The 22,950-nt window shown below is 57.7% G+C and carries 19 protein-coding genes and 1 tRNA gene; 5 read left to right on the top strand and 15 right to left on the bottom strand.

The genetic code is table 11. From position 1 onward, the window contains the following. Positions 1–19 precede the first annotated feature (19 nt). The 3 genes from F8N96_RS25075 to gabD form a co-directional block, all read right to left on the bottom strand. Positions 20–1,240: an HDOD domain-containing protein gene (locus F8N96_RS25075; RefSeq protein ID WP_150800088.1), complete on the bottom strand. Its 1,221-nt coding sequence runs from the start codon at positions 1,238–1,240 to the stop codon at positions 20–22. Positions 1,241–1,365: 125 nt separating this feature from the next. Next, on the bottom strand, positions 1,366–2,643 hold the full coding sequence (gabT, locus tag F8N96_RS25070) for a 4-aminobutyrate--2-oxoglutarate transaminase (RefSeq protein ID WP_033058568.1): 1,278 nt from the start codon (positions 2,641–2,643) through the stop codon (positions 1,366–1,368). Between the two features lie 185 nt (positions 2,644–2,828). Next, positions 2,829–4,271 (bottom strand): NADP-dependent succinate-semialdehyde dehydrogenase, encoded by a 1,443-nt coding sequence (gabD, locus tag F8N96_RS25065; protein ID WP_150800087.1) that lies wholly within the window; start codon positions 4,269–4,271, stop codon positions 2,829–2,831. 349 nt (positions 4,272–4,620) lie between these two features. Between gabD and F8N96_RS25060 the strand changes: the two genes are divergently transcribed. Further along, positions 4,621–4,697: transfer RNA gene (locus F8N96_RS25060), tRNA-Arg, on the top strand. A gap of 268 nt (positions 4,698–4,965) precedes the next feature. Here F8N96_RS25060 and F8N96_RS25055 read toward each other — a convergent pair. Further along, a complete protein-coding gene (locus F8N96_RS25055; protein ID WP_150800086.1) occupies positions 4,966–5,274 on the bottom strand; it encodes a type II toxin-antitoxin system RelE/ParE family toxin in 309 nt (102 codons plus the stop codon). Next, positions 5,271–5,570: a type II toxin-antitoxin system prevent-host-death family antitoxin gene (locus F8N96_RS25050; RefSeq protein ID WP_150800085.1), complete on the bottom strand. Its 300-nt coding sequence runs from the start codon at positions 5,568–5,570 to the stop codon at positions 5,271–5,273. The genes F8N96_RS25055 and F8N96_RS25050 overlap by 4 nt, the downstream gene beginning before the upstream one ends. 620 nt (positions 5,571–6,190) lie before the next feature. Here F8N96_RS25050 and F8N96_RS25040 point away from each other — a divergent pair. From F8N96_RS25040 to F8N96_RS25025, 3 genes are all read left to right on the top strand, one after another. Then, positions 6,191–6,967 carry a hypothetical protein gene (locus tag F8N96_RS25040; protein ID WP_150800084.1) on the top strand — a complete coding sequence of 259 codons (777 nt, stop codon included), beginning with the start codon at positions 6,191–6,193 and terminating at the stop codon, positions 6,965–6,967. 1 nt (position 6,968) lies between these two features. Next, positions 6,969–7,742, top strand: a complete 774-nt coding sequence (locus tag F8N96_RS25035) for an ATP-binding protein (RefSeq protein ID WP_150800083.1) — start codon at positions 6,969–6,971, stop codon at positions 7,740–7,742. A 780-nt stretch (positions 7,743–8,522) separates the two neighbouring features. After that, on the top strand, positions 8,523–8,816 hold the full coding sequence (locus F8N96_RS25025; protein WP_150800082.1) for a DUF3077 domain-containing protein: 294 nt from the start codon (positions 8,523–8,525) through the stop codon (positions 8,814–8,816). A gap of 286 nt (positions 8,817–9,102) precedes the next feature. Here F8N96_RS25025 and F8N96_RS25020 read toward each other — a convergent pair whose 3' ends face one another. The 5 genes from F8N96_RS25020 to F8N96_RS25000 all read right to left on the bottom strand — a co-directional run bounded on the left by F8N96_RS25020 (position 9,103) and on the right by F8N96_RS25000 (position 12,972). Next, entirely contained in the window at positions 9,103–9,372 is a 270-nt protein-coding gene (locus F8N96_RS25020; RefSeq protein ID WP_224789577.1) for a hypothetical protein, read from the bottom strand. Positions 9,373–9,392: 20 nt separating this feature from the next. Then, on the bottom strand, positions 9,393–10,022 hold the full coding sequence (locus tag F8N96_RS25015; protein ID WP_150800080.1) for a hypothetical protein: 630 nt from the start codon (positions 10,020–10,022) through the stop codon (positions 9,393–9,395). Beyond that, complete coding sequence (locus F8N96_RS25010) at positions 10,019–10,600, bottom strand: RNA polymerase sigma factor (RefSeq protein ID WP_150800079.1); 582 nt, start codon at positions 10,598–10,600, stop codon at positions 10,019–10,021. Before F8N96_RS25010 ends, F8N96_RS25015 begins: the two co-directional genes overlap by 4 nt. A gap of 17 nt (positions 10,601–10,617) precedes the next feature. Next, positions 10,618–12,324 carry a vWA domain-containing protein gene (locus F8N96_RS25005; protein WP_150800078.1) on the bottom strand — a complete coding sequence of 569 codons (1,707 nt, stop codon included), beginning with the start codon at positions 12,322–12,324 and terminating at the stop codon, positions 10,618–10,620. Between the two features lie 87 nt (positions 12,325–12,411). Next, positions 12,412–12,972: a YbhB/YbcL family Raf kinase inhibitor-like protein gene (locus F8N96_RS25000; RefSeq protein ID WP_150800077.1), complete on the bottom strand. Its 561-nt coding sequence runs from the start codon at positions 12,970–12,972 to the stop codon at positions 12,412–12,414. A 139-nt stretch (positions 12,973–13,111) separates the two neighbouring features. On the opposite strand from F8N96_RS25000, the gene F8N96_RS24995 reads away from it, so the two are divergent. Beyond that, positions 13,112–14,647, top strand: coding sequence for an apoptosis inducing factor family protein (locus F8N96_RS24995; protein ID WP_150800076.1), 1,536 nt, complete (start codon positions 13,112–13,114; stop codon positions 14,645–14,647). 139 nt (positions 14,648–14,786) lie between these two features. On the opposite strand, the gene pgaD is transcribed toward F8N96_RS24995, so the two are convergent. The 5 genes from pgaD to F8N96_RS24970 form a co-directional block, all read right to left on the bottom strand. Continuing rightward, the gene (gene pgaD, locus F8N96_RS24990) at positions 14,787–15,311 is read right to left on the bottom strand and encodes a poly-beta-1,6-N-acetyl-D-glucosamine biosynthesis protein PgaD (RefSeq protein ID WP_150800075.1); all 525 of its coding nucleotides are present in this window, start codon (positions 15,309–15,311) and stop codon (positions 14,787–14,789) included. Further along, positions 15,308–16,663 carry a poly-beta-1,6-N-acetyl-D-glucosamine synthase gene (gene pgaC / locus F8N96_RS24985; RefSeq protein WP_150800074.1) on the bottom strand — a complete coding sequence of 452 codons (1,356 nt, stop codon included), beginning with the start codon at positions 16,661–16,663 and terminating at the stop codon, positions 15,308–15,310. The genes pgaD and pgaC overlap by 4 nt, the downstream gene beginning before the upstream one ends. A 1-nt stretch (position 16,664) precedes the next feature. Next, complete coding sequence (gene pgaB, locus F8N96_RS24980) at positions 16,665–18,662, bottom strand: poly-beta-1,6-N-acetyl-D-glucosamine N-deacetylase PgaB (RefSeq protein WP_150800073.1); 1,998 nt, start codon at positions 18,660–18,662, stop codon at positions 16,665–16,667. Between the two features lie 12 nt (positions 18,663–18,674). Beyond that, positions 18,675–21,155 (bottom strand): poly-beta-1,6 N-acetyl-D-glucosamine export porin PgaA, encoded by a 2,481-nt coding sequence (gene pgaA / locus F8N96_RS24975; protein WP_150800072.1) that lies wholly within the window; start codon positions 21,153–21,155, stop codon positions 18,675–18,677. Between the two features lie 260 nt (positions 21,156–21,415). Continuing rightward, complete coding sequence (locus tag F8N96_RS24970; protein WP_150800071.1) at positions 21,416–22,921, bottom strand: YdgA family protein; 1,506 nt, start codon at positions 22,919–22,921, stop codon at positions 21,416–21,418. Positions 22,922–22,950 lie beyond the last annotated feature (29 nt).

The raw sequence follows: 22,950 nt of genomic DNA, 5'->3' as shown, positions 1-22,950 counted from the left end.
CTACATGGGGAGATTTGTGTCAGGCTTGCCTTTGGCGCAGACGCGTCAATTCCGGCACCCCGATCTTCAGCAACCGCGCCGTCCGGCTCTTCGCCAGCACCTCAATACCCTCATGCCCGGGCAGACGCGCCAGCTGAGCAGCCATGTTCATCACCAGCGCCTCACGGGAGTAAACACCGCCACCGAGCTCGTAGACCGCCGCAATCAAGCCTCGCAACTCCAGCGGTAAACGCCAGCGCGTGCGCAATGCCGAACCATAGGCAGCGCCGAATGCCGCCAGCGCATCACCCACCTCCTCCCACTCATCCAGCTCACCCCCGGCCTGCTTCCATTCCTGCAAACACCGCAACAACGCCAGGTCGCCCAGTCGATGCAGCAGGCCAGCGCAATAACAGCGCTCCTGATCCAGATCCAGCAAGCGCGCCAGGGTTCGCGCATATTCGGCGGTGTGCAGCGACAGCTCCCAATAACGCTGGGCGTAATCCGCCAGGCATGGATCGCTGAGCCGGGCACTGCGCTTGAGGGCCAAACCCAGAATCAGGTTCATGCTGTGTCCGATACCGAGGCGGTGCAGCGCCTGGGACAGGGTTTGTACGGCAGCACCACGGCGCTGGGCCGCGCTGTTGGCGGCGGCGATCAGCACGGCGGTGATCTGCGGATCGGTATGGATCTCGTCATGCAGCAGTGTCAGATCGAAGCTGCCGGAATGGAGACTGCGTTTGACCGCCAACTGTACGTCGGTCATCAGGGAGGCGCCGTCGGCCAGTTCGCGTCGTTGCTCCAGGTAAACCGACAGGGTCATGCCCGGCGCCAGCGTCGGCACCGCGCAGAACACTTCTTCGCCAGCATTCAGCAGAAAGCCCTGGAGACGCCGGGTCAGGCTTTCCACGTTCAGGGGCTTGGCCAAATAGGCCGCGGGAGCCAGGGGCAAGGCTTCACGCACGCTGGCACTGTCGTTACGGCTGCTCATCAGTATGAACGGCAGTGGCGGATTGCGTTTGCCCTGGCGAACACGGCGCAACACATTCAAGCCATCGATGCCGGGCAACTCCCAGTCGACGATCGTCAGGTCGTACGAATATTGCGCCAGCAAACGCAGCGCTTCCTGACCATCGGCACACAGATCCAGCCGTGCGTCGCAGCGCACACTCAACAGCACCTGCTTGAGCAGGTCCCGAGACCAGGGGTCGGCCTCGGCAATCAGCACACGCGGTACAGCGGGTGAAACCATAGCAGTCATCTGCAAACCCCATCGACAAGGCGTGCACCTTAATCAAAGCGGGTCGCTCGGAACAGTACGAGGTGTTTCGGGGACGTAAAAAAACCCGCCGAAGCGGGTTTTTTGTCGATCAGCTCACAAATCGATCAGAGCTCCGAGAAGCACTCTTCGATGATCGCCAAGCCTTTGTCCAGTTGCTCGTCCGGCGAAGTCAGTGGCACCAGCACGCGCAGAACGTTGCCGTAAGTGCCGCAGGACAGCAGGATCAGACCCTTGTCGCGAGCCTTGGCCACAACAGCGGCGACCGCAGGAGCGTTCGGCTTGTGGCTGTCGCCGTCGACGAACAGCTCGACTGCGATCATCGCGCCCAGGGCACGCACTTCGCCGATCACCGGGTACTTGGCCTGGATGGCTTTCAGCCCCGTCACCAGACGCTCGCCAACAGCCTTGCAGCGGTCCAGCAGGTGTTCTTCTTCGAACACTTCCATCACGGCCAGGGCCGCGGCGCACGCGATCGGGCTACCGGCATAGGTGCCGCCCAGGCCGCCTGGAGCAATGGCGTCCATGTATTCGGCCTTGCCGCAAACACCGGCCAACGGGAAGCCGCCGGCGATGGATTTGGCGAAGGTAGTCAGGTCGGCGGCAACGCCCATCTGTTCCATGGCGAAGAAAGTGCCGGTACGGCCAGCGCCAGTTTGTACTTCGTCAGCGATCAGCAGGATGCCGTGCTGATCGCACAGGGCGCGCAGGCGCTTCATGAATTCTTTAGGTGCGACGTAGAAACCACCTTCGCCCTGAACTGGCTCGATGATGATTGCAGCGATGTCACGCGGCTCGGCGTCGTTCTTGAAGATGCGTTCGATGCTGGCGATCGAATCGTCGATGCTCACACCGTGCAGCTCGTTCGGGTACAGCGCGCGGAAGATGCCGCCTGGCATCAGGCCCATGCCGGCCGAGTACGGCACGACTTTACCGGTCAGGCCCAGGGTCATCATGGTGCGGCCGTGGTAAGCGCCGGTGAACGCGATCACGCCGGCACGGCCAGTAGCGGCACGGGCGATCTTGATCGAGTTTTCCACGGCTTCGGAGCCGGTGGTCACCAGCAGGGTTTTCTTGGCGAAATCACCTGGCACCTTGGCGTTGATTTTCTCGCACACTTCCACATACGGCTCGTAAGCCAGGACCTGGAAGCAGGTGTGAGTCAGCTTGTTCAGTTGCTCGGTCACGGCGGCGATGATTTTCGGGTGCACGTGACCGGTGTTCAGCACGGCGATACCGCCGGCGAAGTCGATGAACTCGCGACCTTCGACGTCGGTCACGGTGGCGTTCTTCGCGGACTCGGCGAAGATCGGGTGAATCTGGCCAACACCGCGTGGTACAGCGGCTTCGCGGCGTTTCATCAGGGATGCGTTAGTCTTGCTCATAAAGTCCTCATTCACCGCTCATCGGGCGGCGTGGCTCAAGGAAGATGCAGCGGGGAGGCAACTACGGCAGCATGCGATGATCGACTGCCACAGCGTTCCCGGCCACAGAGAAAATTCCATGTGAAGCGCAGAAAGGGACAGCGCTCTCGTGCCCTTTCCGCTTGAAGCAATGCCTATTACCGAGCTTAGATGCCCAGGCAGAGGTATTTGATTTCCAGGTAATCTTCGATGCCGTACTTGGAGCCTTCACGGCCCAGGCCCGACGCCTTGATGCCGCCGAACGGCGCGACTTCGTTGGAGATCAACCCGGTGTTGACGCCGACCATGCCGTATTCCAGGGCTTCAGCCACACGGAACACACGACCCAGGTCACGGGCATAGAAGTACGAGGCCAGGCCGAACTCGGTGTCGTTGGACATCGCGATCACTTCGGCTTCGTCTTTGAAACGGAACAGCGGCGCCAATGGACCGAAGGTTTCTTCCTTGGCCACGGCAGCGTTCTTCGGCACGTTGGTCAGGATGGTCGGCTCGAAGAAGTTGCCTTCCATGACCTTGCCACCGGCCAGCACGGTAGCGCCTTTGCTGACGGCGTCAGCGATGTGCTCTTGAACCTTGGCCACGGCTTTTTCATCGATCAGCGGGCCAGTGGTGGTGCCGTCTTCCAGACCGTTACCGATCTTGAGCTTGGCCACGGCCACTTTCAGCTTCTCGGCGAACGCGTCGTAGACCGAATCCTGAATGTACAGACGGTTGGCGCAGACGCAGGTCTGGCCGTTGTTGCGGTACTTGGAAATGATCGCGCCTTCGACGGCCTTATCCAGGTCCGCGTCGTCGAACACGATGAACGGCGCGTTGCCGCCCAGTTCCAGCGAGACTTTCTTGATGTCCTTGGCGCATTCGGCCATCAGCTGACGACCGATTTCGGTCGAGCCGGTGAAGGACAATTTGCGCACGATCGGGTTGCTGGTCAGCTCGCTGCCGATGTCGCCGGCGCTGCCGGACACCACGCTGAACACACCGGCTGGAATGCCGGCACGCTGGGCCAGTTCGGCCAGAGCGAACGCGGAGAATGGAGTTTGCGAAGCAGGCTTGAGCACCATGGTGCAACCGGCGGCCAGCGCAGGGCCGGCCTTACGGGTGATCATCGCAGCCGGGAAGTTCCACGGGGTAATGGCCGCGGTCACGCCGATCGGCTGCTTGATCACGATCAGGCGCTTGTCGGGCTGGTGACCAGGAATAACGTCACCGTAGATGCGCTTGGCCTCTTCGGCAAACCACTCGATAAAGGAAGCGGCATAAACGATCTCGCCCTTGGCTTCGGCCAATGGCTTGCCCTGCTCCATGGTCATCAGGCGAGCGAGGTCGTCCTGGTTCTCGATGATCAGTTCGAACCAGCGACGCAGCTTGTTGGCGCGGTCCTTGGCGGTCAGTGCACGCCAGGCCGGCAGTGCCTTGTCAGCGGCTTCGATCGCACGACGGGTTTCGGCAGCGCCCATTTTCGGCACAGTGCCCAGAATTTCGCCCGTTGCCGGGTTATTGACCTTGATCGTCTGACCATTGTCCGCATCGACCCAAGCGCCATCGATAAAGGCTTGCTGGCGGAACAACTGGGTGTCTTTAAGCTGCATGTCGGCTTTCCTTAACAGCACCGCGACCGGCGCGGAGCGAATTATGATTGTAGAAAGGCGCCTCGAAGGCTGCCGTCAGGGAAATCATTCACCGGGCTGAAGCACATAAATAGCGCACGGATTGGACTCGTGCGGTTCAGCACCCAGACAAGAGCGTTTGAAATCTCAAACGAATCCTAGGATCAAAGGGGGTAAAGGACAATAGGCTGTTCGAAAAAAAGAACGAAAACGGCGCATTTGCGTGTTTTTTCTGATCAGCGTAGTAAACAGTCATTAAAGGCTCGAAAAACACAGGCGATTCAGCAGCATGGACGCCCGCACCGCTTATGAGTATCATGGCGCCCGCATCGCACCAGTAGCTCAGCTGGATAGAGTACTGCCCTCCGAAGGCAGGGGTCGTGGGTTCGAATCCCGCCTGGTGCACCATATGTAGAAACGAGAAAGCCTCAGGCCGTAGGGTCTGGGGCTTTTTTGTGGGTGTTCTCTTCAGGGAGGCTGATAAACAGGAAAGCCCTCACGATCGACAACACACGACTGGTAAAGCAAAAAACCAGACAATAAAAAACCCCTGAGCAATCTCAGCGCCTTAGCGCATCAACCGACAGGGGCCGTGTTGAGACCGATTGTAAACTCAGTGCCTCTCGTCAACCACCGGTAGCGCTGGCGATCTAGCTGCTCAACCGGATGGTTTTGCCTAATGATCAACGCTGCTTGATTCAAACAGTCGACCGATGTCTCTCGCGCTATGCAGTACGCGCTCAATGTGAACATCGTTTGCGACCACGCTGTAAAAGATCAGATACCGGCCATGAGTAATCATTCGCACGCCTTTGGCGTAGTCATCCCGAGACATCCCAAGCAGCGGTTGTGTAATCAGCCGTGAACATTGCGTTCGCAATTCACCAACGAACGACCTGGCGCGGCCAGGATTGTCCCGGGCGATGTATTTGGCGATTTGCTGCAAATCATCTCGTGCATGTGCGGAGAAAAGCAGTTGCCTCATGGACGCCCCTGCTCAGCTGCGACCTCATCTATGAGCGCATCGAGCTCAGCAAAAACCGTGTCGGCCGCAATGGCCGGACGAGGATCATTGCGACTGGCCGCAATGGCCTCTCGGATTTCTGCTGCCTGTAATCGATCCAGCAATTCCTGATAAACAGCCTGCGGCAGGAGATAAGCGGCGGGACGATTGTGGTTGAGAACAGCAATAGGCTCCGAGCCTGCCTGCTCGATCACGGTGCTGGGACTTCGCTTGAGTTCGGTGATACTGACCGACCGGTTAGCGAGTAATTGCTCCATGACGGCTCCAAAGGTACGAAAAATAGTACCTTATAGTGCTCGATTGTCGAAGCTATGGTCAATGGGCATCTGACCGAGGTCGTCCAAAACCGCCGAAGCAGTTTTTTCATTCAGTCGTCCTATCAAATTTTGCCTAATCCTGAAAATAGGTTAGAAGGTGTAAACCCTATTGAGGACGGGAAACTCAGAGAAAATAAACCTGAGGATCATCTAGCTGCCTCCCCCTTCCTTCCGCCCCGCTTCCTCCCCAATAACTGGCTGCTTGCTGGATTGCGACGTAGCGACTGCGCTGATGAGCCTAATCCAGTCGGCCAAGCTCAACGACATGACCCGTATAAGTATCTGACGGATGTGCTGGAGCGACTACCGACACACTGGGAACCTACCAGCAAGGTGTGATGGCTGGTCACTTACAATAAATCCAAAAAAATGGCATACACAAATATCAATAACTTCACAACCAGACAACTACTACGCACTACGACCTAAATAAGCGCGATTAATATTTAAACCTCTAAATCTCCCACGACGCAACAATTCGCCAGCCACTTCAAATTTAATTATCAAAAATACAAAAAAGACAGTATCATAGGGCCATCATTGACGGCCGCGGTGTTTTGATGCTGACCTATGCAAAGAAAAATATCTGCAGATTTTATGCAAGATATAAAGCTCCGAAAACTTATCCAGACAAAATAAGCCTCAATATATCTGATCTTCTGTCAAAACCCATCGCATTAAACATCGCAATCATCGATGACGAGGAGTTTGTATACAAGGATGCGATCTTAAGTAAAGGGCACAAGATCACTCAATATGATAGCTATTTCACAAAGAAACCTCGAAAAGACAACTTAATCCCAATAGATCTATCAAAGTTCGACATAATTCTGTGTGACATTAATGGTGTTGATGCAGGTGTATACTCCGGATCAGACGGCCTCAGTGTGATGAGCGACATCCGTGAAAAACACCCTCTTCATGTAATAGCCGCATACACGGGAAGCCCAGGGTCAATATACAAAAGAGAAAGCTTTAAGACTGATATGCTAGATAAGATATTCAGCAGGGACTGGGAGGTTGATGACTTTCTTTTAAACCTTCAGCGCCTGACTGACATATTTATCAAGCCTAAAGATCGCTGGAATTTTATAAAGAAAAGACTCAACTATCTCGGTGTAGACGAAGAAAAGATAGATAAAGTAAGGATCGTTTTTTCTGAGAACATTCTTTATGGGAAGATGCTCAACGAGAAATTTAAGTTCTCCCCAGAAGAATCTTACATAACTGTTTCGGATTCTGAAAATCGAATTAATATTTCAGATTTGACGAACTATGGCATTACAGCGGTAAAAATCGGATCTCTTCTAAAACCAGTTTTTACAGGAACACCTTGACATGTCGAAAATTGAAATTTCAGATTTGATGGAACGTTATAGGTCAATATCCAGAACAATCCAGAACGATATTCAGAACTGCTCGAGAGTTGTAAATACGGTTATAATAAGGGACGAGCTCGCAAGCAAAACATCTGCTGACCTACGAACCACGATAGATATCCTCGATAACATGAAAGAAGCGTGGGGCAACTTTTCCTCTTGGATGCTTGCAATAACTCTCGACAACTTAGATGAGGCACGAACAAATTGCGCCCCTGGCGTAATCGATATCAGATCGAAACTAGTTAGATCTAAGAAAAAAATAGAGAAAGAACTTAGGCTTAAGCGCTTAGATATAAATATAGAGCTAGATGACCAAGCATTCATAAATACGTATATACCATATTTTGAGCAGGTTCTGGACTTGCTAATTGGTAATGCTGCTAAATACTCAACTGAGGGAGGCAGCATTGATATAAATTATTCTAGAAGCGCCAACAGCAATGGCATATCCGTGGTAATTTCATCAATAGGACCAATGGTTGAAAAATTTGAAATACCTTTCCTATGCAACGACGGTTATCGCGGTGAAAAAGCAAAAAAATCAACTAGCCAAGGCCAAGGGAAAGGGTTGTATATCGCAGATAAAATCTGCAAATTAATTTATGCAAAGTTATCATTCACCGCCAACCCAAGATCCAACTTTGAAGTAAGTGGCATTCCATACGCCAATTTCGAGGCTCAAATATTTTTACCCGACGACGTAGAATCTGAGTCACCCCTAAAATTATAAATTTCTTTAAAAAACGACTTAGTTGAAGCTGCTTTTCAATCAAAATCACATTGGCAATGATGATATTTGTGGGGAATACGAAGTGGCATTTAAAAGCGCGCATACCCCACATAGCGCAAGCGCCTCATGGAAATTAAAGTGTAAAAACGTCGCACGAGCGTATTTAGTTATCCGCTACTGAGACTAAAAGCTTCCTATTTGGATAGATTGACATCTTCACCAAAGATTTGGATCAGTACGGTATGTTGGCCCGACACTTCTAAACATAAGTATTAACAGATTGTATTAGCTAATGACAAGCGGCTGATCAGAAGTCGTAAATTTTCCTTGGTTGTTCTGGGTTTCTTGGTGGTTTGTTGGAAAATCAGCCGCAGCCGGTCTCTCGTAAGCACCGCGCTACCCTTCAACCAATATCCGAGGTTGCAGGCGATCCACCTGCACGATACCCTTCCGCCGTCGCTGCCAATTCAGCGACCGGGCTTGGTAACCCGAGAGTTGAGCGCAACAGCGCCCCCATCAGATTTGCAGGCGTTTTTTTTATGCCCGCAGTTTTGAGTTATGGCGGCTGTGCGTGGGACGTCTTCGGGCGTGCCGGATTCCTTGACTCCCGGTTTACCAACCCGCGCACAGCTGCCACCCATTCGCTTGGTAACGAAAAAGTGGCAGTTCCTCGTCAAGGAGCTAGACCATGCGCAACAAAAATCCGTCCGAAATTCGTTTTGCCCTTCAACGCGATCTTGAATCGCAATCCCACCGCACCTCCGTCAATGGAGGTGGCATATGATCGACCAATCAGAGCTGAAAACCATCGGCTTAACGCCTGCCATATACTGCTCGGATCAAGCAGTGTTTCACGTAACTCGCGGTGTGCCTCTCGGCGATGCGTTAGGCATGGCTTCCGATTTTCTGTTCCTCGCCAAGGCACTGTCCAAAGACGCTGCCTACGACCGGGAAAGCGATCGTCACGCCTGGGCTGCGCATTATTTGACGGCGCTGAGTAAGGCGCTGGTTGATGATGTGGTGAAAGTGCTGACGCAAGGACCAGCGTCGCGGAAGGAACAAGCCACAGAATAGCGGCAGTTCACTATTCAAATTGCGGGTCCTGATTTTGTCGGGATCTGCAATTTGAAAGAGTAGCTAAGTGCTGTGTTGCTCCGTTTCAATGCCATTAACGAGTGCGTATAGCTCTGCGAACACCGTTTCGGCAGCTTGTTCCGGGCGGCGTTCCGACGATGGTCTCGAGGGTGACGCGTTTATTCAGAAAGAACGCGTTATCGTTCACGTCCATCGCGAGCAAGCTTGCTCCTACAAGGCGCAGCGCTCACCTGAAAGGTTGGCGTTTAACGCTGAGGCGTTCTTTTCATTCGGTCGTCCAGTCGAATTCGTCGTATTCATCATCGTCGTCTTCGTCCTCGATCAACTCTTCGTCCAGGACGTCTTCCTCAAGAGCTTCTTCTGCCTGCTTCGCCAGAAGAAATTCCTTACGACTCTCAGTCACTGCTCGCCGTAGTTCCTCACCCTTTACCGGGCAATTGAGCATTTGGGCGATGCGGTCGATTTTTTTGTGCACGGCATCCTCCAACGCATCGGCTATGGGTCGATAGTGCGCGCTTTCGGGTGTCGATGCCAAATGGGTGACGGTTCTTCTCCTCAGTTTGTCTTCAACGTCTTGAGTCGGGCCGGGAGATTTTCCTTGGGAAAGCGTTTTACCAGTGCTGCCATCAAGTCATCGGCGGCTTTGCTCTGACCAGCGTTTTGCAGTCGCAGGACCTCATGCAGCTGCTCATCCAGCGTTTTCACCGGAACCACCGCACGCTTGCTGACCTTCGCCTCGTCGGCCATTTCAGCGTTGATCGATTCGTTTTGCGCGGGTGCAGCGAAATCGGCCATGGGCGCAGCAGGCGCAGGTGCGGACATAGCGCCGGCCGGTGCAGCCAGAGAGCGTGCAGCCGACGGTGGTGCTTGTGCGGCTTCTTTTTTTGCGACCGGTGCGGACATTTTTGGCGCTGGGGCGAAGTCGTAGCTCGGCACTTTCTCCGGTGTGCGCTGCACCAACGCCAGCATCAGCGCAACGCCGACGAGGCTGGCGAACGCGACCTGCCAACGAGGTTTCTGACAGGTCTGAACCCAGCGTCGCCACAGGCTCGGCTTTGGCGCGGGCACTTCCCGGTGTGCAGTGGCCAGGATAAAGGCGTCGAGATGCGCCGGCGGTTCACCAGCCCCGTGTTCACGATAGTGCTGGAGCACTTCGTCTTCCGATGTCTTGCGGGCGTCAGTCATGTCAGTACCTCCTCGGCCAGCAGCCGACGCAGTTTTTGCTGGGCGTAGCGCAAACGGCTCTTGACGGTTTCCAGCGGTGTTTCGGTGAGGGTGGCGATCTGCGGCAGGTCGAGGTCGCCGTGGGCTCGTAGCAGGAATACTTCGCGCTGGTCGGCGGGCAGGTTTTGCAGGGCGGCTTCGAGACGCTGGTTATCGCGACTCAGGCTCAGCAGTTGCTCGGGGTCGGCCGCCTCGTCGCTCAGGGCGTGGAGTTGTTCGTCGTAGCTGTCGTGCAAGGGGTTGTGGATGCCGTGTTTGCGCCAGTGATCGATCAGGCGGTTGCGGGCGATCTGGTAGAGCCAGGTACGAAAATTCGCCCGGCCTTGTGGCTGACTGCTGCTGCGGATCAGGCTCAGCCAGGTGTCCTGGTAGACCTCTTCGGCCAGTTCGGATTTGCCGCTCAAGCCGAGCAGGAAGCGATAAAGCCCCTGGCGATGGCGGGCGTACAAGATCTCGAACGCCGGTCCGTCGCCGGAGCGATAGCGGGCCAGCAGCGATTCGTCGCTGCTGGCGGCTGAGCTGATTTCAGGGTTGGACATGTCAGCGCTGGCCTCTTTCACTCTATTCGCTGGTCATTGGGTTGCTGATTAGCGGCAGTCGAGATTCGCAGGCTTTGCGCCAACTCCACCAGTTGCACGAACTCTGCACGCAGGCCGAATCGATCATCACCCCGGGCACCGCGAGCCAACGCCTCGGTGTCCTTCAGGCTGAAATCACCGGTATAGCGTCCATCCTTGAGTTGCTGGGAAAACGCGGCCACGGCCGCCGCAAAACGGAGGTCAGCACTGGCTTTGGTTTCCGAGCCACCGACAATGGGTCGCTCGATCAAGCGACTATTCCCACCCTCAGGCAACTGATATCGCACTCGCAACATCGCCAATTCCCCGGTATTCACGGAAACATCGGCCGCAGATTTTCCATACCGCAATGGCTCCAGCCAGCCCTTCTCCCCCTTGGGTACTATTTCATACAACGCCGTCACGGTATGTCCTGCACCGATTTCACCCGCATCGACTTTGTCGTTGCTGAAATCCTCACGTTTCAAGGCGCGGTTCTCATAGCCCAACAGCCGGTACTCGCTGACCTGCGCCGGGTTGAACTCCACTTGCAGCTTCACGTTTTTCGCGACGACGGCGAGGGTCGAACCCAGCTGGTCCACCAGTACCTTGCGCGCCTCCCGCAGGTTGTCGATGTAGGCGTAGTTACCGTCGCCGGCGTCGGCCAGTTGTTCCATCAGGTGTTCATTGTAGTTATCCACACCAAACCCCAGGGTGGTCAGGGAAACGCCGGTCTTACGTTTATCCACAGCCATTTGCTTGAGGCTGTCAAAGTCGCTGATGCCGACGTTGAAGTCGCCGTCGGTGGCCAACAGGATGCGGTTGATGCCCTTGGGGATAAACGCCTGTTGTGCCATTTGATAAGCCAGCTCGATCCCCGAGGCCCCGGCGGTGGAACCGCCTGCGGTCAATTGCTCGATGGTTGAACGAATTTTCGCTTTTTCACGTCCGGAAGTCGGCTCCAGGGCTACGCGCGAATCACCGGCGTAGACCACCAATGACACCCGGTCCTGCTCACGCAACTGATCGACCAGCAGTTTCAGGGTGCTTTTGACCAGCGGCAAACCTTCGCGACGGTTCATCGAGCCGGATACGTCCACCAGAAACACCAGGTTTGCCGGCGCCAGTTCGGCCACCGCGCGGTCCGAAGCCTTGATGCCGATGCGCAGCAATCGGGTATGCGGGTTCCACGGTGACGGCGCCAGTTCAGTGGTCACACCGAAGGGCGAGCCGTCGGTAGGCAATGCGTAATCGTAGGGAAAGTAATTGACCATTTCCTCCAGGCGCACCGCGCCTTCGGGCGGCAAGCGTCCTTGATTCAGCAAGCGGCGGACGTTGGCATAGGCGCCGGTATCGACATCGGCGCTGAACGTCGATACCGGCGATTCGGTCACGCTATGAATCGGGTTGTCGGCCAGCGCTTGATACTGTTCACGCTGCTCGTCTCGATAACCTGCCGGAGCCGATTCAGACATCGGCGCATAACCCGCCATCGGTGCCGGGCTCACACTGCGCTTGGCCATCGTGGCATCAGCCAGGACCGCCTCGCTACGTACCAACGCTTCAGTCTTCAGTGCACCTTGAGCCGGTGGCGAGACCGAGGCGGATTCAGGCTTGGAAGAAACACCGCAACCGGCCATGGCCAGCAGCAACCCGACGGTGAAACCCTGGGCGGCCGGGCGGAGGAAATGCAGAGGGCGGGACATGGGGGCTGACCTCAGGAGGAAATTGATCCATTCATCCTCTGAGACGGGCAGCCCGACCGGTTCGGGTTAAACCGAAATGAAAAAACTTCAGCGGTGATAACGCCGCACCACGCTGCTGTTTTTCAACACATGGCCTTTGATTTTTTCCATCAGCTGCGCGCGGCTCAGGCCGGCGGGCAAGGCGTCTGGTGCAAGGTCCAGGGCATAGAGCTGGATGATGTAGTGATGGGAGCTGTCGCCGACCGGTGGGCAGGGGCCTACGTAGCCGGTAGTGCCTTTGCTGTTGCTGCCGCCCAGGCCTTCGAGGGCGGATTTGGCGCCGACACCGGCCGGGATCTGGTGGGTCGTGGCCTTGATGCCATAGTGAATCCAGTGGTCGACGCCCAGGCCCTTCTGGCCGTCCGGGTCGTGCATGACGATGGCGTAGCTCATGGTGCCCGGCGGGCCGGCGTTCCAGCTCAAGGCCGGGGACTGGTTCTTGCCGCCACACCCGGCCGCATCGCTGGCGGCTGCCGAGGTGAACAGGCGATTGTCCGAAACACCGGGAATGCTGAGGGTGAAGCGCTCCTGGGCCTGCGCCGGAAACTGCACGCAAAGGGCGACTGCAACGGCCGCCAGCCAAGGGTTCAGGGAGGTCAATCGGGTCATACCGGAGCACCTTGTGCGGATGGGGCCGTGGTCGGCGTGCAAACTATAGCCGGACCGTTCGTGCCTTGGCAGCGGCAATTGGCTGAACCTCGGGAGAAACCCCGGACTCTTACCTGAAACGTCCGTCAGGAGAGCGATCATGGCCCTGCACCGCGTCGCCCGTTTCGCCGATGTGCCCGAGAACCGTGGCCTGGAAGTCCGGATCGAAGACACTAAAATCGTCCTGCTGCGAGTCGGCGATCAATTGCGCGCCTATCAGGGTGAATGCCCCCACGCCGGGGCACCGCTGGCCGAGGGCGCACTGTGTCACGGACGGCTGATCTGCCCCTGGCACAAGGCCGCGTACCGGATCGAAGACGGTGCGCTCTGTGAACCGCCGTCCCTCGACAGCCTCAAGCGTTACCCGCTTGAACTGCGCGACGGCGAGGTTTGGGTCGACGACCGGTCACTGCCTGCTGGCAGCACACCGCCGGCTGACGATGAGCGCAGGTTCGTGATCGTCGGTGCCGGTGCCGCGGGTACGGCGGCTGCGGCGGCGCTGCGCGAAAAAGGCTTCGGCGGCCGCGTGCTGCTGATCGACCGCGAAGCCGACGCCGGCTACGACCGCACGGTGCTGAGCAAATTCGTGATCGCCGGTGAGATGCCGCCGGAGGAGGTCCCCCCGCTGCGGGATGAAAACTTCTACCACGAGCAGCGAATCGAGCGCATCAAGGGCGAAGTGGCCAGCCTGGATGCGGCGAATAGAACCCTGCGACTGGCTGACGGTCAGTCGCTGACGTATGACGCCGCCCTGCTCGCCACCGGCGGTACGCCCAACTTGCTCACGCTGCCCGGTGCCGACTTGCCGCAGGTCTTCGTGCTGCGCTCCAAGGATCAGGCGCAGCGGATTCTGGTCGCTGCAAAACCTGGTCAGCGAGCGGTGATCATCGGTGACAGTTTCATTGCCCTGGAATCTGCATCGTCCCTGCGCGAATACGGTCTGGACGTCACTGTTCTGGCTCGCCACGCCATACCCTTCGCCAGGCAATTCGGCGACACGGTCGGCAAGGCCATTCGTGCCCGGCATATGGCCCACGGCGTGGTATTCCACACCGATGGCGAAGCCGTGCAGATTGTAGGCACCGCCAAGGTCGAAGCGGTGAAACTGGACAACGGTCAACGTTTGCCAGCGGACCTGGTGCTGGTCGGCATTGGCGTCAGCCCGGCAACCGGACCCTTTGCCGATTTGCCCAAGGAAAAAGATCAGTCGCTGACAGTCGACGGCGGCATGCGCGTGACCGATGGGCTCTGGGCGGCCGGTGATATCGCAACCTTCCCGCTCAATGGCCAGCCGCAACGCATCGAGCATTGGCGCCTGGCACAGCAACAGGCGCGGATCGCGGCAGCGAACATGCTCGGGGGCGACGAACATTACCTCGACGTGCCGTTTTTCTGGACCTGGCACTTTGGAAAAAACTACGACTACCTGGGCCATGCCGAGGCCTGGGACGAAGTTGAATTCAAGGGCGACCCCTACCATCCACCCTTTATCGGCCTGTTCTGCAAGAACGGGGTGGTGGCGGCGGCTGTAGCCTGCGATGAAGAGCGGGCGATGGCAATGCTCGCTGAACGGATGAAACAACCACTGCCGGTGGACGAGGCGTGGCGCTTGATTCGGGATGTAAACCCCCTGTAGGAGCTGGCTTGTCGGATCGCCGCACCGCAACGAAAGCCGTCTGTCAGTCAACACATCCACCCAATGTACCGTCGCCTTCGCCAGCAAGCCGGCTCCTACCCGGGATCGATGTCATTCATCCCGGGGGAGCGTGTCAGGCTCAGGCGCGGTTCATCGGCTCTTTGCCTTCGTTATCGTCGGATGGACGACGGACCACTTTTGGATTCTCCAGGGGCTGCAGGGAAAGCGGTTGCCGGGAATCGATGGTGAAGAAGTGGCTGACCACATGCGAGATATCGCCATCATGATCGTTGTGAATGGTCATCGAACCCGGGCTGCGCAATTTGTGCAGCCGTTCGCGGGACAGTTTGAAGCTTTTGCTCAAGCCCTGATCGTCGACGACCGGGGCCGGCATACGACGCTGGGCGTAGCTTTTGCTTTTACGTTGTTGATAACGCGCCCAACCGATCAGAACCACCGCGTTGAACACCGCCACCCATAAATAAATCTGCAGGGTGCCGAGGGCGTCGTACGCTGAAGCGCCTATCCGGGAACCGTCGTGGCTGCCGATCAATGGCATGAGACCCAGGAACAACAAGTACAGGAATCCGGCCCAGGCGAGGACGGTGAAAGCTGCATCGACCACGATAAGCACTGGCCGCTGCCGGGTTGTGATAATTTTCATTTGACGATCTCCTCTTGATCGGCACCTGGCGGCCGAATACCGCGATCTGGACTGACCCAGCGCGCACGTTTCTGACGTAGACGGAACAGCACTTTGGGGAAGCTGACCAGCGTGGTGAGCAGACTGACCAACCAGAACACCAGCGGGTACCAGATCACCCAGAACATCGTCTTGCCCAAACCTTTTTCGTAGCGGCGATCGATCAGAAGGCTGACCCCGAACTGCATCAGGCAGACCACTGCCAGCAGCAAGCCGGTAAACGCCGGTGGCCACATACGGGGCACCGATATGACTTCCGGCAACGCGACGTACAGACCCACCAGCCAGAAAATCAACGACAGCAGGAAGGTGAACGCCCAACCGGTGGACAGGCAATATTCGAACAGCAACGGCCAGAGGTAACGATGACGGTACTGCCAGATGCCGCGAATGTTCTTGAACAGCACTTCCGCACCGCCCTGGGCCCAGCGCAGACGCTGTTTCCATAGGCCACCCAGGGTTTCCGGCATCAGGATCCAGCACAACGCACGGGGCTCGTAGAAAATGCTCCAGTGATCCAGTTGCAGCTTCCAGCTGATATCGATGTCTTCGGTGATCATGTCCGGGCTCCAGTAGCCGACCCGGTGCAGGGCCGTGCGACGGAAAGCAACGACCACGCCGGAGACGGTAAAGATCCGCCCGAAGACTCGCTGGGTACGTTTGATCAGACCGATGATCGAGGAGAACTCGCCCACCTGCACCCGGCCGACCAGGGTCGAACGGGTACGGATCCGCGGGTTGCCGGTCACCGCGCCGAGGCGCGGATTTTCGAGCAGCGGCGCGACCAGGTAAGCCGCGGTATTGGGTGCCAGCAGCGCATCACCGTCGATGCACACCAGGTACTCGCTACGCGCTGCAATGGCGCCCATGCGCAGAGCCACTGCCTTGCCCTGGTTCTCCGCCAGGTGCAGCACCCGCAAACGCGGATCCTGCACGGCCAATGCGTCAAGTATGCTGCCCGTGTCGTCCTTCGAGCCATCGTTGATTGCGATGACCTCGATGTTCGGATACTGCTGGGCCAGCGCCGCATGGATGGTTTCTTTGACGTTGTCACCTTCGTTGAAGCAAGGGATGAGGATCGTAATCAACGGCTCGCCAGCCAACGGTGGCGGCAAGGTGTCTTCTTTCCACGGCCAGTGCCGCTCCCAGTGCAGCCAGAAATAGAGTCCCCCGGCGATCCACAGTCCCGACATGAACAGTGGATAAAAGAACACGAAGTCCATCAGGAACTGGCCAGTGAGTAGAAAGATCAGTCCGAGGGGAATCCCGAGGACGATCGCCAGAACGAGTAGAGCCAGAAGTCTATCCAGCATGTTATGGATTCCACTTGTTGGAGAGCGCGGGCCTTACGGCCTTCAGCTCCGGCAGATTGTCGAGGAAGTTGTCTGGGTAGTAACCAAAACTGGTCACGCCCTGACGCTGGAGCACTCTCATCCACTCGGCCAGTGTTTCGCCGTCGATGTCGGCAGCTTCCTGTTTCGTCCAGTCCCGTGCCTGCAATTCGAACACGGTGCGATCAAGCGCACCGGGACGAGCCTTGACCGTGGCGACCAGTTTCTCGAGCCAGGCATGGGACTCGTTATAAGACTGCTTTTCCATCAACGGCATGGCCATCGGCGCCGTCCAGTCGTAAGTGCCGAGGAAGTCATCGAGGTTCTGCGCGTACCAGGTTTCACTTTGGGGGTTGAGTATCGGCTCGGCGAAAATGTTGCGCGCCGTATCCACCTGCGGGCCACGAATGGCGCGGACCTTGGCAGTCAACTCCTTGGTGAAATCGATCAGGTAGCGGCTTTTGAAACGCGTCCAGCGCTGCATCACGGCAGGGTCGGCGCGCAGCGCGGCAATCGAGCCGGGCAAACCATTGGCGGCATAGACTTTGAGAGCATCGGGGCCAGCGTCTTCGAAGTCCGACATGACTGCGTCATCGTGAAACAGGATGCCGTTCACCGATGACATGCGCGCGAGGTCTTCGTAGATTTCACCAATGATGCGCCGTACGTTCGGATCGTAGGGCGACAAGCGTATGTACTGGCTCGGATCGACCGACGTCTTGCCGGTTTCCGGGTCCCAGCGCGTCACTCGCGGCAGCTTCGAATCCAGGGCAAAGCTCAGCACTGGCATCCAGGCGTAGACTTTGACATGGGCCCGAGTGCGCAACTGCCAGGCCACGCGGTCAAAAATGTCGGCACTCATCGGCAAGTGACGGTTGGGGAAGTACAGCGAATGCACCAGGCCATCACCCTTCGGATCGGCGAAGGCTTGCAGGAACACTGTATTGGCGCCCATGTCGGACATGCGCTGGATCAGTTTACCCAGGTTTCTTTCCTGCTGGGCAGGGTCCGGGTCGTAGACGTTATCCAGATCGACGTGAACGACGCGCATCGCATTCTTCGCCTGCACTGAGACGACGCTGTTGGCGAAGCGCGGGCCATCCGGGTCAGAAGAAACAAGGTAGCGCGGGCTGCTCATCAGAGTATCGAGGGTATCGAGCCCGTCTTCGAGGGTCAAAGCCATCTGATAGCCCTGATCATTGATGATTTGCAGCGAGACGCCGTCCGCCGCGCCGTACGGCCAGACCCAGACCCGCGGCTTTTTACCCGTGACCTTGAAGATTTTGTCCGAAATCGCCACCACGTCAGCACGCTGACGAGCCTGGAACTCTGCTTCGGTCTCATAGCGTTTGGCGACGGGATCGTAACGCCGGGTTGTGGCGGACGGCTGCAAGTTACCTTGGGGGTTAGCCAAGATACCCTTGTGATTGGCATCGGTGTGCGCAGCGATTTCCACCAGTCCGGACTGGGAAACCTCCCGTACCTGATCCCAGGTCAGGAAGTCCGAGCGCTGACGCGGCGTGCCGGCGAAATCCACCGGTTGGTTCGGCGGTGTGTCGACCCAGGTTCCGACCGGCGCCAGCAAGGAAGGCCATTTATAGGCACGCAGCACCGGCATCACCCGGGTATAGAAGCTCGCATAACCGTCGTCGAAACTGAGCACGACCGCTTTGGCCGGCAGATCGGGTCCGCCTTTGCGTGCCGCCAGGACCTGGTCGATGGAGACCGGCTGGTAGCCGTTCTCCCTTAACCAGGCCAACTGCTCGATCAAGCGTTCGGTGCGCACGGCCACCACCGCCTGATCGGGGTCTTTGTCATCGACATCGTGATAGGCGATGCCGAGTACATGGTTTTTCGGCCACGGGGTTTCGTTTTCCACCACCGGACGTTCGGATGGCGGCGCGAAAGCCGGGGCTTGCTGGGCACAAGCGCTGATCAACAGCGCTCCCAGCAGGAGGAAGAAACGCGACATCAAGGCCATTTTCAAACTCCTCTAGAAGCGGAAAGTCAGATCGACCAACAGACGCAGATCGGTTTCCCGCTCTCCGTCATATGGCCGGTTGATTGCGCTTAACATACCGCCGACCTCCACCACGTCGTTCCAGCTGTAACGCTGGCCATAGCCCAACAGGGCCATGCCTCCGGTGGAGTGATCTTGCTGGGTGTAAGTACCCGCGCCAACCTGGAACTGCTGACTCCATCGAGTTTCATAGCGCTGGTAGAGCATGTGATTGACACTGATCATCGGCAGAACGCTGAGATCGGACTTGGGGTTGAAATACGGCACGTCGTCAGACAGGGAGTTGTGGCTGGCGCCGACTTCCAATCCCAGATCGACTTGCACGTTCGCTGAGGTGTAGATGCCTTCGCGCCCGGTGAGCAATGCTTCGACGCGATCGTTGCCGTCGCTGAAGTGGGACGGGCTGACCGCGAATTTCCACTCGCGACTTTCATTGGCGCGCCAGCGTATGAAACCGCTGCCGCCGTTGGCCGTGATATCGCTGTTCAGGGCCCGCAACGGCGTTGCCGCGGCGAAGTATTCCAGGCTGGCGCCGTACTGCCAGTAATCGTTGATGTCATGGGCGAATGCCAGACGCGCGCCCTGTTTGGAACCGAAGCCATAGGAGTGGTTGGAGACTTCCGCTTCCAGGGTCAAGTCGCGGGTCCGGCGTTCGAGCCCGACGCGCTGGAAGTTATGGTTACCGGTTCCTTCCTGGAAGTCGCCTTCGGCATAACCGGCACCGGCGAATACGCGCCAGTCTTCACCGATGGGCGGGCTGTACAGGACGGTTTCGATGCCGAAATCCTTACTGCCGTTGACCGCGCCGACGTTGTCGTCATCGCCGCCATAAGTTTTGCCGCCGAACGCTTCTACGCGCAGCTCGAACATGTCATGGACCTCACGCTGACGCTGCAAGCGCTGCACCTGACTGTTCTCGGGAAAACGCGCGACCACGTCGTCGGTCAGCGCATTCATCTGCCGCCATTCCTGCAGGTCCGTGGCGGTGTGGGCCTGGGCGACTTCCAGGCTAAGGTCCCGCGGGGCCATGGCCTCGGCTTCCTTGAGCTTGCTTTCGGCAAGCCGCGGCCAGCCCCGCGCCAGGTACAGATCGGCCTGAGCCACACGCAGGCTGACGTTGCCCGGCGCCTGATCGACCAAGGCCTGCAGGCGCTCCTCGCCATGGGGCAGATCGGCACTGTAAGTCCCGGCCTGGGCAGCGAGTTGTTGCGCGTCCATCCATTCGTCGTTGGGGTTGCCTCCGGGCAGACCCTTGAGCTCGACGCGTGGTCTCTGGGTTTTGGCCAATTCCTCGGCGACTACGCGCGCCTCGTCGGCCTCGCCACTTTCGAGCAAGGCATAGTAAAGCGCACTGGTGTCTATCAAACGGTTGGCAGGATCGGCATCCGGCTTGAGCAGGATCTCACGATACATATCGCTGGCGATTTCCGGTTCGCGCTGGTCCAGGTAGGACGCGGCGACCCAACGCTGGGCGTAGGTCGGCACTTGCACACCATCGGCCTGCAGTTTGTGGTGTTCGCTGATGACCTCAGCGGTGCGCGATCGGGCCTTGAGAGCACCCATCCGGTCGATGCGCCAGCGGACGACGTCATCGTGAGCTTGCGGATCCGCGGACCAGGTGGCAATCAATTTGTCGTAATCGGCCAAGGCCCGATCAGCGATCACATAACGTTCCGATTCGCTGCGAGTAGGCATTTCAGCCAGGCGCACGCGTTCTGCGGCCAGGTCACCTTCAAGGCGACGTGTCGTGATCGGATCGATCAAGCCTGGTCGCTGACGGGCCAGGCGCAAGGCCGGTTCCGGCAGATGAGCACGTTGCAGCGCACCCACATATTCTTTGGCGATTTCCGGATTGTTACCGGAACGGACAAAGGCCTGATCGTATTCAAACAACGAGTCGTACTGTTTACCGGCACGGTTCAAGGCGTAGCCCAAGGCCATTCGGCGGGAGACATCATTGGGTTGAGCGGCCACCAGCGCTTTGGCGCGCGTCACCGCCTGATCGGGCCTTGTGGAGTCGGCCTGAGTCAGTGCCAGCCCCAGCTGCAGTTCCTGGTTGTCCGGGTCGATGGCCAGGGCCTTGTTGTAGACCCGGTTCGCATCGTCCCAGCGCTGCTGGTTGCGATAAGCCCGCGCCGTGGCGGTCAAGGCCTCAACCGGCAGGTCCAGGCTGCGCCCCTGGGTTTCATAAACCTTGATCACTTCGGCGTCCAGGCCGGCCCAACTGGCGATCTGCAGGTGATCACTGATTTGACTGGTGGTGGCCTGGCCCGCCGGCACCTGACGCAACGCAGTCAACGCGGGCGTGTAGTGACCGGCTCGGGCATCGAGCACCATTTCGTCGTAAGGGGTATAGGCAAACGCTAACATTGGCCAGATCAACTGGCTGCACAACGCGACGCGAAACAGCGGTCGCATACCACGTTGAACAAAGGGGGCAACAATACTCGGCATTCGTCAGCATCCTTACATGGCCAGCCGGGCCGCAACGCCCTCTTTGCCCTTTCGTATCGGAAAGCTGGTCCAGATGACCCAGCCAAACTTTATTAAGGACAGTCTTGCATGCGCGCTCGCTGGGTGATTGGGAACACAATAATTGTTCAGATTCGTGAAACTGCAGGCGCCGTTCATCGTCCCGTCTTAAATGCCAGACAGCAAAACGCCCGACGTCTGTTTGGAGCAGAGGCCGGGCGTGCGGTGTGTAAGCCCCGGTTTTACTGGATGTTTCCAGTCCCCCCAAGCTTACTCATCACGAAGCCGGCAAATTCTTCGACCGTCATTTTCTGGCCGTTGAACTCCACTTGGTTGTTAGCGTAGTGCAGTTTGGTGACGATGCTACTGCCTTCGAGTTTTGCGAGTTGGGTACCGACCGCCATGCTGCCAAACATGTCGGCGGTGGCGGTGGCCTGGTCGGCAATCAGCTTGGTGTCGGTCTGACCGTCGATTTGCCCTTGGACGCTAAGCAAATCAACGAGCATGGGCTTGGACACCTGCAGATTGAAGTCCAGCAGGGCGATCAGTTGACGGGTCAGTTGATCCGGCGGCAAGTCCATGGACTTGGGTTTGGTCAGGTCGAGCACCAGATTGGCGCGGCTTTCACCGTTGGAGGTGTGGAACGACAGATTCTCCAGAGCGATCTGCGGACCGGCCGCCAGCAATTTCTCCAGACCGGTTTTGACCTGAGCTTCTTCGGCCGGGGTCAGGACCAGCTCAGGCACGGGTTCACCGGCGGCAGCGGCCTCGGCGGCGGCTTTCTCGTACGGTTGCAGTTTGGTCTGGTAAATCTGCACCAGCGACAGGGTCGCCGGGATGTCGAGGTTCTTCAGGCTCATGGCCATTTGCGCAGAGCCGACAGCCTGGCCGTTGAAGGACACTTCGCCCACCTTGTAATCGGCACGCCCTGAAGCGCTGGTGCCCGACTCCTCGGTGTGGTTCTTCATTTCAAATTTCTTGAGACCCAGTATCGACTGCCTGGCGCCGAACGTGGTTTTGCTGTCGGTCAGCTCAAGGGTGTTCTCGCCGGTGTAATAGCCGTAGGTGCTTTTTTCCAGGTTGCTGGCCAACGTCAGGCCGTTCAGTTCAATCTTCACCGGCGTCTGGTCTTGCGCCACGGTGGTCAGCGTCAGACTATCCATGTAGCCGTTGGCCTTGACCTTCTGGGCCTGGGCGCTGGCAGCGACGTCGAGGTTGAGGCCGGAAAACTTCAGGTTCGACTTGTCATCCAGGGCCACGTCCAGCGGCAGCAATTGCAGGGTGCCGTTGGTGGCGTTGTCGTAGCCGATGTTGACCACCCCCGTGACCGGGGATTTGTCCTTGGCGGCAACGAACCATTTTTCCGTGGTCGGGGTTCTTTCCAGTTCGTAGTGACTGGTGGCCAAGACCGGCAGCCACTTCAGCGACACCAGGCGCGAAAATGGCAGCGGACCATGTTCGATGCGATCGACGAACAACAGTTCTACCGGTGCTTCGCCGAACATCTCGCCTTCGCCCTTGAGGCGATAGTGCGCAGTGCTGCTGAATACATGGCGCTCCAGCGACACCAGCTCCAGGGATGCCGTGCCGTTGGAACCCACCAGCGCAGCCTGCAATTCCTTGTTGGCGTTGGCGATCGAAGTGTTGAGTACGCCTTCGAGCCTGGTACCGGTGTACCAGGCACCGCCGGCACTGATTGCACCGATGGCAACGACAATTCCCAGAAGCACGCCTGCTGATTTATTCATGAATGGCCCAGTCAATGTCCGTTGTTGAA

It is taken from the genome of Pseudomonas fluorescens (assembly GCF_902497855.1).
Lineage (GTDB): Bacteria > Pseudomonadota > Gammaproteobacteria > Pseudomonadales > Pseudomonadaceae > Aquipseudomonas > Aquipseudomonas fluorescens_BI.
The sequence above is the reverse complement of the archived record's forward strand: the minus strand, read 5'-3'. Positions and strand labels throughout refer to the sequence as shown.